General features: G+C 72.1%; 9 protein-coding genes and 2 pseudogenes. 6 read left to right on the top strand and 5 right to left on the bottom strand.

Going from position 1 to position 12,575, the window contains the following annotated elements; genetic code table 11:
• Nucleotides 1-29: 29 nt before the first annotated feature.
• The gene (locus tag QM720_RS06930) at nucleotides 30-476 is read right to left on the bottom strand and encodes an Lrp/AsnC family transcriptional regulator (RefSeq protein WP_415125401.1); all 447 of its coding nucleotides are present in this window, start codon (nucleotides 474-476) and stop codon (nucleotides 30-32) included.
• An 80-nt stretch (nucleotides 477-556) separates the two neighbouring features.
• On the opposite strand from QM720_RS06930, the gene QM720_RS06925 reads away from it, so the two are divergent.
• On the top strand, nucleotides 557-1,978 hold the full coding sequence (locus QM720_RS06925) for a DUF6421 family protein (protein WP_415125400.1): 1,422 nt from the start codon (nucleotides 557-559) through the stop codon (nucleotides 1,976-1,978).
• Nucleotides 1,979-2,306: 328 nt separating this feature from the next.
• Complete coding sequence (locus QM720_RS06920) at nucleotides 2,307-3,377, top strand: threonine aldolase family protein (RefSeq protein ID WP_415125399.1); 1,071 nt, start codon at nucleotides 2,307-2,309, stop codon at nucleotides 3,375-3,377.
• Here the strand turns inward: QM720_RS06920 and nhaA are convergent.
• From nhaA to QM720_RS06900, 4 genes are all read right to left on the bottom strand, one after another.
• On the bottom strand, nucleotides 3,371-4,687 hold the full coding sequence (nhaA, locus tag QM720_RS06915; protein ID WP_415125398.1) for a Na+/H+ antiporter NhaA: 1,317 nt from the start codon (nucleotides 4,685-4,687) through the stop codon (nucleotides 3,371-3,373). The two genes, QM720_RS06920 and nhaA, sit on opposite strands and share 7 nt — an antisense overlap.
• 207 nt (nucleotides 4,688-4,894) lie before the next feature.
• Nucleotides 4,895-6,184: a DivIVA domain-containing protein gene (locus tag QM720_RS06910; RefSeq protein WP_415125397.1), complete on the bottom strand. Its 1,290-nt coding sequence runs from the start codon at nucleotides 6,182-6,184 to the stop codon at nucleotides 4,895-4,897.
• A 148-nt stretch (nucleotides 6,185-6,332) separates the two neighbouring features.
• Nucleotides 6,333-8,252, bottom strand: a complete 1,920-nt coding sequence (locus QM720_RS06905) for a M3 family metallopeptidase (RefSeq protein ID WP_415125396.1) — start codon at nucleotides 8,250-8,252, stop codon at nucleotides 6,333-6,335.
• Nucleotides 8,253-8,300: 48 nt separating this feature from the next.
• On the bottom strand, nucleotides 8,301-8,984 hold the full coding sequence (locus QM720_RS06900; protein ID WP_415125395.1) for an NUDIX hydrolase family protein: 684 nt from the start codon (nucleotides 8,982-8,984) through the stop codon (nucleotides 8,301-8,303).
• Between the two features lie 95 nt (nucleotides 8,985-9,079).
• On the opposite strand from QM720_RS06900, the gene QM720_RS06895 reads away from it, so the two are divergent.
• The 4 genes and pseudogenes from QM720_RS06895 to QM720_RS06880 form a co-directional block, all read left to right on the top strand.
• The gene (locus QM720_RS06895; RefSeq protein ID WP_415125394.1) at nucleotides 9,080-9,733 is read left to right on the top strand and encodes an alpha/beta hydrolase; all 654 of its coding nucleotides are present in this window, start codon (nucleotides 9,080-9,082) and stop codon (nucleotides 9,731-9,733) included.
• 427 nt (nucleotides 9,734-10,160) lie between these two features.
• Nucleotides 10,161-10,532 (top strand): annotated as a pseudogene (locus QM720_RS06890) (ATP-binding cassette domain-containing protein); the annotation flags it as partial.
• On the top strand, nucleotides 10,524-11,798 hold the full coding sequence (locus QM720_RS06885; RefSeq protein ID WP_415127835.1) for an AAA family ATPase: 1,275 nt from the start codon (nucleotides 10,524-10,526) through the stop codon (nucleotides 11,796-11,798). The pseudogene QM720_RS06890 and the gene QM720_RS06885, both read left to right, overlap by 9 nt.
• 30 nt (nucleotides 11,799-11,828) lie before the next feature.
• Nucleotides 11,829-12,560 (top strand): annotated as a pseudogene (locus QM720_RS06880) (DEAD/DEAH box helicase); the annotation flags it as partial.
• Nucleotides 12,561-12,575 lie beyond the last annotated feature (15 nt).

The raw sequence follows: 12,575 nt of genomic DNA, 5'->3' as shown, positions 1-12,575 counted from the left end.
TCGGCGCCCGCGGCGCCGAGCGGCCCGGATCACGCCGGGGCGAGCGGGCGGTGCTCGTAGAACGTCTGCAGCACGACGGTCGTGCGGGTGCGGACGTTGGCGGCGAGCCGGATGTCGCGCACGAGATCCTCCAGTGCCCGCGGCGACGCGACGCGCGCGAACAGCATGTAGCTCGCCTCGCCGGCGATGGAGTGGCACGCCTCGATCGCGTCGAGCTGCTCGAGCAGCTCGGGCGCGTTGTCGGGCTGCGCCGGGTCGAGCGGGGTGATCTCGATGAACGCCGCGAGCGGCCGGCCGATCGCGGCGGCATCGACGACGGCGCGATAGCCGGTGATGATCCCGCGCGTCTCCAGCCGCTTCAGCCGGGCCTGCACGGCCGAGACCGACAGCCCGACCTCGGCGGAGAGATCGGCGAGCGTGGCGCGTCCGTCACGCGAGACCGCGGTGACGATGCGCTGGTCGACAACATCCTCCATGCATGGAAGAATATCGGATGCAGAAGAGTTCTGCCGTAATTTTTCCTGTTTTCGTCGCGCACGATCGGAGGTTCCCTGCCATGTCCGTTCTCACCCCCACCGCGAAGCCCGTCATCGGAGAGCCCGAGGTCGTCGAAGAGGCGGCCACTGTCGAGGATTCCGCCGCCTGGCTGACCCTGAAGGATGCCGCCACCGCCCTGCAGGAGCTGCAGGCGCAGGACGGGTCGGTTCCCGAGGCGGCCGACCATCCGCACGCCCGCGTCCTCGTCGAGACGATCGTGGCCTCGATCCGCGAGCTGGCGCCGCTGTTCCCGCACGATGCGGAGTATCTGGCGGCATCCGTCCACGACATCGAGCGCTGGGCCGACGGCGGCTTCGGCGTGCCCGACTTCCTGGAGTCGCTCGTCGCGTTCCAGCCGCAGCAGCACCGCGTCGACGGCCTGCGGCACCTCGTCGTGTTCCCGATGTACACGCAGAACGGGTCGCGCAGCCGCCACGTCGAGGCCGTGCTGTGCGAGGTGATCTGGCCGGAGTTCATCGCGCAGCTGGAGACCGAGTACACCAACCGGCTGTTCGTGAGCCTGCGGCTGATCGACTTCACGCCCGGCTACGACACGAACTCCGCCGTGCTGTTCCCCGAGACGGTCGCGATGCGGGAGATCCCGACGTTCACGTGGGGTGCGATCTTCCAGGACCGGGAGGCGGCGCGGTATCGCCGGGTGGTGGCGGCGGCATCCGAGATCACGAAGCTCGAGCTGCCCGCCGACGCGGCGCGCATGCTCGCCGACCAGCAGCTGACCGAGAAGACGTTCGTGATGTGGGACATCATCCACGACCGCTCGCACATGCGCGGCGACCTGCCGTTCGACCCGTTCATGATCAAGCAGCGGATGCCGTTTTTCCTCTACTCGCTGGAAGAGCTGCGGTGCGACCTGACCGCGTTCCGGGAGTGCGTGGGGATTCAGGCGCGGCTGTCCGCGCGCGGGAAGGCGGAGCTGACCGCCGCCGAGGCGGAGATGCTGGAGCACGCGCGGCTCGTGCAGTACGCCGTCATCTTCGACCGCATCTTCCGGTTCGCGATCACCGGGACGCGCGTGCGCAACTACGACGGGCTCGGCGGGCAGCTGCTGTTCGCCTGGCTGCACCAGCGCGGCGTGCTGCACTGGACCGACACCGCGCTCGCGTTCGACTGGGACGAGGTGCCCGGCGCCGTCATCGCCCTCGGCGACGCGATCGACCACCTGTACTGGGAGTCGATCGACCGGCCGAAGGTCGCGCACTGGCTCGCCGCGTACGACCTCGTGCGCTCGGTGGTGACCCCGCATCCGGCGTCGCAGTGGGCGCGCGGGCTGCCGCTGGAGGTGCTCGCCGGGCTGCCGAAGGGGTACACCGACGCGGTGCTCGACGACGAGTTCCCGCTGTCGATGTTCTTCGAGGCGCTGGAGAAGAAGATGCGCGACGTCATCGCCTCGACGTCGGGGATCACCGGACGCGACACCTGACGCTGCGTCTGCGTCGAGCCGGCTGGTTAGCGTCGAGCGGGCCGCTTGCGGACGGTGCACACAGGGTGGACTCGACACGAAGGGGCTGGCTCGACGACGGCGGCGCGCAGCCGGGGTGCGGTGCTGGCGGCAGCCGGGGGCGGCTGACTCCTGACCTGCGGGAACCGGGGCCGAGCATCGAGGTGTGCGAAAAGCAGGCTGAGATGGCGCTCAGACCGCTCTGCGGCACCGAAACGACGGTTTCGCCCTGCTTTTGGCACGCCGAACGGCGCACACGACAACAGTTCGGCACATCGACCCGAGCCTGGCGCAAGTAGATTGGAGCACCGTGACGACAATCCACGACACCGCCGTGCGCGGCTTCGCGAGCGACAACTACTCCGGCGTGCACCCCGAGGTGCTCGCCGCGATCGCCGCGGCGAACGACGGGCACCAGATCGCCTACGGGGAAGACGACTACACCGCGCGCCTGCAGGAGGTGTTCGCCGGTCACTTCGGCGACGGCGTGCAGGCGTTCCCGGTGTTCAACGGCACCGGGGCGAACGTCGTCGGGCTGCAGTCGATGCTCCCGCGGTGGGGGGCGGTGATCGCGGCGTCGACGGCGCACATCAACGTCGACGAGGGCGGCGCACCCGAGCGGGTGGCGGGCATCAAGATCCTGAACGTGCCGACCACCGACGGCAAGCTCACCCCCGAGCTCGTCGACCGGGAGGCGTGGGGCTGGGGCGACGAGCATCGCGCGCAGCCCCTCGTCGTGTCGATCACGCAGTCGACCGAGCTCGGCACGCTGTACACGCCCGACGAGATCCGGGCGCTCGCCGACCACGCCCACGGGCACGGGATGCGGCTGCACCTCGACGGCGCGCGCCTCGCCAACGCCGCGGCCGCGCTCGATGCGTCCCTGCGCGCGTTCACGACGGATGCCGGGGTCGACGTGCTCAGCTTCGGCGGCACGAAGAACGGCGCCATGCTCGGCGAAGCGGTCGTCGTGCTGCAGCCGGCGGCATCCGAGGGGCTCGTGTACCTCCGCAAGCTCAACATGCAGCTGTCGAGCAAGATGCGGTTCGTCTCGGCGCAGCTGATCGCGCTGCTCGAGGGAGACCTGTACCTGCGCAACGCGCGGCACGCGAACGCGATGGCGGCGCGGCTGCGGGCGGGCGTCGAGGCGGGCCTGGCCGACGGTTCGATCGCGGGCGTCGGCTTCACCCAGCCGACCCAGGCCAACGGCGTGTTCGCCACCCTGCCGCCCGGCGTCGCCGACCGGTTGCGCGAGGCGTTCCGCTTCTACGACTGGGCGTCGGCGGCGAACGAGGTGCGCTGGATGTGCTCGTTCGACACGACCGAGCAGGACGTCGACGCCTTCGTCGCGGAAATCGCCCGCCTGACGACGGGTCACTGATCGGACAGAGCCGCCGCGTCCTGCACGGCGATCCTGCGATAGCGGCGGTTCCGGCTGGTGAGCAGCACCGACGCGACCGCGGCGGCGATCAGGGAGGCGAGCAGGATCGCGACCTTGGCGTGATCGTGGTGCGCGTCCGCCGCATCGAAGCTGAGCTCGGTGACCAGGAGCGAGACGGTGAAGCCGATGCCGGCGAGCAGGCCCACGCCGACGATGTCGATCCAGTGCAGGGCGGGGTCGAGCCGGATGCCGCGGGCGCGGGTGGTGAGCCAGGTCGCCAGGAGGATGCCGATCGGCTTGCCGGCGACCAGGGCGAGGACGATGCCGATGGTCACCGGGTCGGCGAGCGCGGAGGCGAGCCCGTCGATGCCGCCGAGGGCGACGCCGGCGGAGAGCAGTGCGAACAGCGGGACGGCGACGCCGGCCGACAGCGGCCGGAACCTGTGCTCGAACACCTCCGCGAGGCCCGGCTCGGCGTCCGGAACCCGGTCGCGCCGGCGATGCAGGACGGGGATCGTGAAACCCAGCAGCACTCCGGCGATCGTGGCATGGATGCCGGAGGCGTGGATGAACGCCCAGGCGACGACCCCGATCGGCAGCAGGATCAGCCAGGCCGCCGCGGGTTTGAGATGGAAGAACTGCCGGTACCGCTGGGCGAGGATGCCGTAGCCGACGATGGCGAGCAGCCCGAGAAGCAGCGGCACGACGACGATCGTCTCGGTGTAGAAGACGGCGATGATGGTGATCGCGATGAGGTCGTCGACGACGGCGAGGGTGAGCAGGAAGATCCGCAACGGGCCGGGCAGGTGTGAGCCGATGAGGGCGAGCACGGCCACCGCGAAGGCGATGTCGGTCGCGGTGGGGATGGCCCACCCCCGCAGCAGCTGCGTGTGCGGGTGGACGATGGCCGCGTAGATGACGGCGGGGACGATCACTCCGCCGGCCGCGGCGACGACGGGGACGATGGCCGTGCCGATGCGACGCAGGTCGCCGGCGACGAACTCGCGTTTGAGCTCGAGCCCGACGAGGAAGAAGAAGATCGCCAGCAGCCCGTCCGAAGCCCACGCGCCCAGGGTGAGGTTCAGGTGCCACGGCTCGTAGCCGACCTCGAGGTCACGCAGCGCGAAGTAGGAATCGGCCCAGGGAGAGTTCGCCCACACGATGCCGATGGCCGCCATCACGACGAGCAGGGCGCCCCCGACGGTCTCCTTGCGCAGCAGTGCGCCGATGCGCAGCGCTTCGCCGCGGCTGCCGCGGGAGGGGAACAGTCCCCCCTCAGGGATACCGGGGGCGGGCCGGGATGAGGTCATCGGAGGCTCCGATCGGGTCGACGAGGGTCAGCGTCGACCAGACTTCCCGACTCACCGCACCCAGCGTATAAGAGGTTCCGCCGACAGGTCGCCCCGCGAGGAGCGCAGCGACGAGACGCGGTTCTGTGCCGATCACGTCGTTTCGTCTCGCTTCGCTCGCGGGGCGACCGTAGCTATCGGCGGAACGTCTTACCAGGAGGCCGCGGTTCAGGCCTCGCCGGGCTCGTCCGCCTCGGCGGCGGCGGCATCCGCCTTCGGCGCCTTGCGCGCCGTGCCGGCGCTGGCGGCCTCGCCCGCGGCGGCATCCCCCGCGGGCGCCTCGGGGCGGATCAGCTCCTTGACCTCGGTCATGAAGCTCGCCAGCTGCTGCTGCTGCCAGCGCAGCGAGCGCGCCCGGTCGTCGGCGTCGCGCAGCACCGACTGCGAGTGCGCGGTGACGGTGTCGATGATCTTCTGCGCCTTCGTGCTGGCGCGATCGACGATCTCGCGCGCCCGCAGCTTGGCGTCCGCCTCGAGCTGCTGCGACTGCGCACGCATGAGCTTGTCGAAGTCGTCGGCCTTGGCGGTGATGCGCTGCGAGTGCTCGACCGACGCGGCGACCTGGTCGTTCGCGTCGGCCGTGATGCGCTCGGCGTGCGCGACGGCCTGGTTGTGCAGCATGAGGAACTCCTGCTGCGCGTCGTCCTGCCTGCGGGTCAGCGACTCCTCGAACTCGAGCGCGCGCATGCGCTGCTCGCGCACGGCCTCCTCGGCCTCGGCGCGCGACTGCTCGGTCTCGCGCGCGACGAGCGAGCGCAGCGACGCGGCGCCCTTCTCGGCCTCGGTGCGGATGGCGGCGGCCTCCTGCTCGGCCTGCGCCACCTTCTCGGCGGCGTGCGCGGCCTCGCGCTCGATCTGCGCCTGGTGCGCCGTCAGCTCGGTGTCGATGCGCAGGCGCGCCTGCTGCGCGTCGGACTCGGCCTGCGAGAGCAGCACGTCGGCATCCGTCTGCGCCTGCGCGCGGCGCGCGGCGATGTCCTCGCGGGCCGCCTCGAGCAGGCGGTCGGCCTGCACGCTGGCGTTCTTGATGATGACGCTGGCCTGCTCCTCGGCGACGCGCAGCACCTCTTCGAAGCGCTCACGGCCCTTGCTCGACTCGTCGGCCGCGTTGACGAGCTCATTGCTGAGTGTCGCGACCTTCTCTTCGGCGTTGCTGGCCCGCGCCGCCTCGACGGCGAGGTCGGCTTCCAGGCTCGCCGTGCGCGCCTGCAGCTCGTCGATCGTCGCGAGGTGCGTCTCGATCGTCGCCGCGGCGCGCTGGTACTTGTCCTTCAGATGCGCGACCTCTTCGGTGCGGCCCGTGTGCTGCGCCGTGAGCTCGGCGATCGCGGCGTCGACCTCGGCCTTGTCGTAGCCGCGGAAGGTCGTCGTGAACGCCCCGGATGCCGCGGGCGCACCCGACATCAGTTCGTCGAACGGCGACGGGTTGTCGCCGTGAATGGGCTGCTGGTCGGACATGTCTCTCCGAATCGGCGCGGGCGGCGCTGCGCGCCGCGAAGGGTGGGGGGTCGCCGGCCCCGGGTCGGCCGACAGGGAGAACGATACCGGACCAACCTCGACTGCGCCCGGGGAATTCGCACCGCGCAGCACGGATACCGGGGGGCGCTCAGGCGCCGGCGAGCCAGGCCGAGTAGGCGTCGAACGCGTACGGGCGGCCGAGGAACGACTGCACGAGGTCGGCGGCGTCGCGGCTGCCGCCGGGCTCGAGGATCTCGCGGCGGTAGCGGGCGGCGGCATCCGGGTTCATCAGGTCGCCGCCGAAACCGCTGAGCAGGTCGCGGGCGATGACGAGGCTCCACTGGTACGTGTAGTAGCACGAGCCGTAGCCGGTGAGGTGGCCGAATCCGGCGTACGGATGCCCGCCGCGCAGCGGCTTCACGGGGTTCGTGACGTCGTACCAGTGCTCGGTCGCGGCCTGCAGGTCGGCGGGGCGGTCGACGTGCAGGTGGTACGAGACGTTCGCGTGGCCGAGCTGGCGGCGCACCTCGAGCGCGCGGCCGAAGGCGTCGGCCACCTTCATCCGGGCGACGAGGTCGGCGGGGATGGGGGTGCCGTCGGCATCGGCGGTGAAGCCGGCGAGGACGCCGGCATCCCACGCCCACTCCTCCAGCAGCTGGCTGGGCGCCTCCACAAAGTCCCACTCGGTGGCCACGCCCGAAAAGCGCGCGAAGCGCTGGTCGCCGGCGAGAATGTCGTGCACGAGGTGCCCGAACTCGTGGAAGAACGTCACGACCTCGTCGTGGGTCATGAGGCCACGCGCGAAGTTGCACAGCAGCACGGCCTCGGGCAGCACGCGCCCCGCGATCCCCGGCGCCAGCCCGAAGCACGCGGCGTGGGTGAACTTGCCCTCGCGCGGATGCAGGTCGAGATGGATGCGGCCGATCCGGATGCCGCCGCGCACGACATCGTAGGTGTGCACGTCGGGGTGCCAGGTGGCGACCTCGACCGGCACGTATCCGATGCCGAGGAGGCGCCCGGTCGTGGCGAGGACCCCCGGCAGCACGCGGTCGAACGAGAAGTACGAGCGGACGAGCTGCGCGTCGACGTCGTGCAGTTCGTTGCGCAGCGTGCTGAGCAGGAAGAAGAAGTCGGCGATCGTCACCTCGTCGGCGGCCGGATCGTCGCGCCGCAGGCGCTCGAGCAGCAGGGGGTACTCGGCCTCGGCGGCCGGCAGCGATGCATCGTCGAGCCGCGCGAGGAAGTCGACGATCGCCGCGCCGGATGCGATCATGCGGGTCTCGGTCTCGTAGTCGGCCCAGTCGCCGTAGCCGAGCAGGGCGGCGCGCTCGGCCCGGACGGCGAGCAGCTCGGCCAGGACGGCGTCGTTGGCGGGCCAGGCGAGGTCGTTGTAGGCCGCGACGAGGGCGGTGCGCGTGGCGCGGTCGGTGGCGTACTCGCGCACCGGCATGAGGTCGGTGTAGTCGGTCGTGAGGACGACGAGGCCGTCGTCGCCGGCGGGATGCTCGTCGATGAAGTCCTGCGGGAGGCCGGCGAGCGCCTCGGGCGCCACCCGGATCTCGCGGCGGCCGTCGCGGATGTTGCGGGAGAACTCCAGGCCGAGCTCGGTGTCGCGCTCGGTGAGCTCGCGCACGCGCTCGCGCTCGGCGTCGGGCAGAGCGACGCCGCCGCGACGGAAGTCGCGCAGCACATGGTCGAGCAGGCGCCGCTGGCCGGCGCCGAGGCCGGCGGCATCGGCGTCGATCGCGGCCAGCGCGTCGAACAGGTCGCGGTCGAGCAGGCGGGCGGCCGAGAGCGCCTCGAGCCGCTGGACCTGGTCTTCGGCGGCCGTGCGGACGGCGGCATCCGGGTGCGCCTCGCTGAGGAGGTACACCTCGTGCGTGGCCCGGCGCAGGGCCAGGTCGGCGTCGTTCCACAGCTCCAGCCGGGCGGCGGCATCGCCCTCACCGGCCTTCAGCCGGGCGTCGATGGCCGCCGTCTGGGCGATGGCGGCATCCGGCCGCTCGGACGCGAACGCGAGCCAGCCGTCGGCGTCGGTCGGGAAGGTCAGCGGCTCGGGTGCACTCATGCGGTCGAGCCTACGGCGCGCCGGCGACCCCGTCACGGTCGCGGCGGCTCAGCGCAGCGCGCCCACCGACGCGAGCGCCAGGCGGATGAGCGTCGAGCGCCCACCCTCCATCTCGCTCGCGAGGGTGTCGGATGCCGCCTCCTCCGGCGACATCCACGTCACCTCGAGGGCATCCTGGCGGGGTTCGCACGTGCCGGTGACGGGGATGACGAAGGCGAGCGACACGGCGTGCTGGCGGTCGTCGTGGAAGGCGCTGACGCCGGGGATCGGGAAGTACTCGGCGACCGTGAACGGCACCGGCTGCGGCGGCAGCTGCGGGAACGCCATCGGCCCGAGGTCGTTCTCCAGGTGCCGGAACAGCGCGTCGCGCACCGTTTCGCCGTAACGCACGCGCCCCGACACGATCGAGCGCGTGATCTCACCCAGCGGCGTCGCCCGCAGCAGCACGCCCACCTGGGTGACCGCTCCGACGCCGTCGGTGCGCACCGGCACCGCCTCGACGTACAGGATCGGCAGTCGGCGCCGCGCCTCGGCCAGTTCGATGTCGGTGAGCCAGGCCGGGTTGGCGGCATTGCCCGGCGCGGGCGAGCCGAACGTGCCGTCGCCGAGCGGGTGGCCCATCGCCCCGCCCGCGCCGCTGCCGAACGATGCACCGAGGCCCCGCAGCGGATCGCGCGGCGTCCCGTCGTCGTCGCGCTCGTTCGGGTCGGGGTCGGGGGTGCGAACGGCCATGCTCCATGTATACCCCGACCTCGCTCCCTGCCCCCACTCCGCGCCCACCTCGGCGGCGCGCCGACGACATCGGCGAGGTTTGCGAGAATGACGGCATGACCCAGATCCCACAGCTGGATGCCGACGCGGTGCTGTGGTCGGCGCCGCCCGAGGAGCGCGCGGGGCGACCCCTGCTCGTGCTGTTGCACGGCTACGGCTCGAACGAGGGCGACCTGTTCGGGCTCGTGCCGTATCTGCCCGCAGAGTTCGTCGTCGCGGCGGTGCGGGCGCCGCTGGCGCCGCCGTTTCCGACGCCGGGCTGGTCGTGGTTCCCCATCGAAGGGCTGCACGCCCGCGATTCGGCGGGCACGACGGCGGCGACCGAACGGTTCCTGGAGTGGCTCGACGCGGCGACGGATGCGGCATCCATCGGCCTGCTCGGATTCTCCCAGGGCGCCGTCATCGCCCTGCAGGCGCTGCGGCTGCGGCCGGAACGGTTCGCGTTCGCCGTGAACCTCGCGGGGTACGCGGATGCCGGCGCCCTGCCGACCGACGCGGAGTTGGCCAGAGTGCGGCCGCCGGTGTTCTGGGGGCGCGGCGCGCGCGACGAGGTGATCCCCGCCGACCGCGTCGCGCACACGATCGCGTGGCTGCCGGCGCACGTGGAGCTCAGCGGCCGCGTGTATCCCGGGCTCACCCACAGCGTGTCGCAGGAGGAGCTCGATGACGTGCGCGCGTTCCTCGACGGGCGGCTCGCCGCGGGCAGCTGACCGCGACCCCGGGCCGCGCCAGCCTGCAGGACCGGATGTGACTCGACGGCCGTTTTCGGGCCGCCGAGTTCACTTCTGTCACAGGTGATCCTGCAGATTGGTGGATCACCGCACCGGGCGGCTGGGGTACAGTGGCAGCGGCCCTGCCCCCGACCGAGGAGTTCCGTTGAAGATCGACGCGTCCGCGCTGTAATCCCGCGCCGGCTCCCGTCGACTCCGAACCCTCGACGACGTCTGCGCACTTCACCCCTCGCGCAGACCGTCGGCATCCGGCCCTCTTCAGGCATCCCGCTGTCGCGCGTCCGCGCACCGACAGACGGGAGGCCTCATGCCTGCAAAGAACTCTGTACCAACCCCCGCGATCGTTCTCGACCGCGTCACCTTCACCTGGCCCGACGGCACCACCGCGCTGCACGACGTCTCGGGCGCCTTCGGCACCGGACGCACGGGCCTCGTCGGCCGCAACGGCGCCGGCAAGTCCACGCTCCTCGCGCTGGTCGCGGGATCGCTGACTCCGGCATCCGGATCGATCCATCGCACCGGCGCGGTCGACCTCCTGCCGCAACGGCTCACGCTGCAGACCGGCCGGCGCGTCGCGGAGGTGCTCGGCGTCGGCGACGCGCTGGATGCCGTCCGCGCGATCGCCGCGGGCGAGGTCGACCAGCGCCACTTCGACGCCGTCGGCGACGACTGGGACGTCGAGGCGCGCGCCGTGGCGGCCCTCGCCGAGGCGGGGCTCCCACCCGACGCCCTGGATCGGCGCATCGGCGAGCTCTCCGGCGGCGAGGGGATGCTCGCCGCGCTCGTCGGCGTGCGCCTGCGCGGCGCGCCGATCGCGCTGCTCGATGAGCCGACCAACAACCTCGACCGCGACGCACGGGCGCGCGTGTACGACCTCGTGCGCACGTGGCGCGGCGCGCTCATCGTCGTCAGCCACGACACGACGCTGCTCGAGCTGATGGACGACACGGCCGAGCTGTACGGGTCGTCGTTGTCGACCTTCGGCGGACCGTACTCGCAGTGGCGCGGGTGGCTGGATGCCGAACAGGCCGCGGCCCGGCAGGCCGAGACCGCGGCGCGCCAGGCGGTGCGGCGCGAGAAGCGCGACCGCATCCATCAGGAACAGGTGCTGGCCACGCGCGCCGCGATGGGACGGAAGGCAGCGGTCGAGAAGCGCGTGCCTGGGATCGTGGCGAACGCGCGCAAGCGCGCCGCGCAGGTGTCGGCGGGGCGGCTGCGCGGCGAGGCCGCCGGAAAGGAGGCCGAGGCCCGGGCCGTGCTCGACGCCGCCGAGCGGCGCGTGCGCGACGACGCGATGGTGCGCATCGACCTGCCCGACCCCGGCGTCGCCGCCGGCCGCCGCATCGCGACACTCGGCGACGGCGTGCGATCGTGGACGATCCAGGGACCGGAGCGGGTCGCCCTCATCGGGCCGAACGGCGCGGGCAAGACGACCCTCGTCGAACTTCTCGTGGGCCGGGCGGCGGGGACGGGTGCGGCGCACCCCGATGCGGCAGCGGCCGATGCGGCGCACAATTCAGGCTGGATGGGTCTGGCGCCGGATCGGGCTCGGAGGCCCGGATTGCCTGAGTTGTGCGCCGCCCGTTCGCGCGCCGCAGTGCACGCCGAGGCGCGTGCCGAGGCCCACACCGACCGCATCGGCTACCTGTCGCAGCGCGTCGACGGGCTCGACGACGACGCGACACCGCTGGAGAACCTGCGCCGGGCGGCTCCCGGGGTCGGCGACGTCGAACTGCGCAACCGGCTCGCGCGGTTCCTGCTGCGCGGCGACGCGGTGCTCCGGCCGGTGGCGGCGCTGTCGGGCGGCGAGCGGTTCCGGCTGGCGCTGGCGTGCCTGCTCATGGCGGATCCGCCGCCCCAGCTGCTCGTGCTCGACGAGCCGACGAACAACCTCGACCTCGACACGGTCGACCAGCTCGTCGCGGCGCTGAGGTCTTACCGCGGCGCGGTGCTGGTCGTGAGCCACGACGACGGCTTCCTCGCCCGCCTGGACCCCGACCTCGTGCTCGAGCTGCGGGGCGGGGAGCTGACCGAGAGGGGGTGACGGTACGGCAGCGGGTCGCAGGTGGTCGGAATGCGCACGCCAGAGCGGCAAGATGCGACCCGCTCGAGCGGTGGTGAGCGAGGCGGCATCCCCTCGCCTGGCAGTCGTTGTCGCATCCCGCGCGATGAGGCAACAACAACTGCCGACTCTTGGGCGGATGCCGCGGCCTCCGCCCGTTCGCCCGCCGCGAGCGGCGACCCGGATGTCGGCGGTGCACGCGAAGATGGACGGGTGGCCGACGTGCTCGAGAGATTCGGTCCTGCGACGCAGGACTGGTTCCGTGGCGCCTTCGCGCGGCCGACCGACGCGCAAGTCGGCGCGTGGGAGGCGATTTCGGCCGGCCACCACGCCCTCGTCGTCGCCCCGACCGGGTCGGGCAAGACGCTGTCGGCGTTCCTCTGGGCGATCGACCGCGTGTTCCACGACAACGCCCCGGCGCGTGCCGCCGGCAAGAAGACGAAGGATGCCGGGCGCACCCGCATCCTCTACGTCTCGCCACTGAAAGCGCTCGGGGTCGACGTCGAACGGAACCTCCGCTCCCCGCTCGTCGGCATCGGGCAGGCGGCGCGGCGCCTCGGCATCGCCCTGCCCGACGTCACCGTCGGCGTGCGATCCGGCGACACGACCTCGGCCGACCGGCGCAAGCTCGTCGCCGACCCGCCCGACATCCTCATCACGACGCCCGAGTCGCTCTACCTCATGCTCACGAGCCAGGCGGCCGAGACCCTGCGCGGCGTGCACACCGTCATCGTCGACGAGGTGCATGCGGTCGCGGCG

The organism is Microbacterium sp., from assembly GCF_047602155.1.
GTDB lineage: Bacteria > Actinomycetota > Actinomycetes > Actinomycetales > Microbacteriaceae > Microbacterium.
Note: the sequence above shows the minus strand (reverse complement) of the source record. Positions and strands in the feature narration are given on the sequence as shown.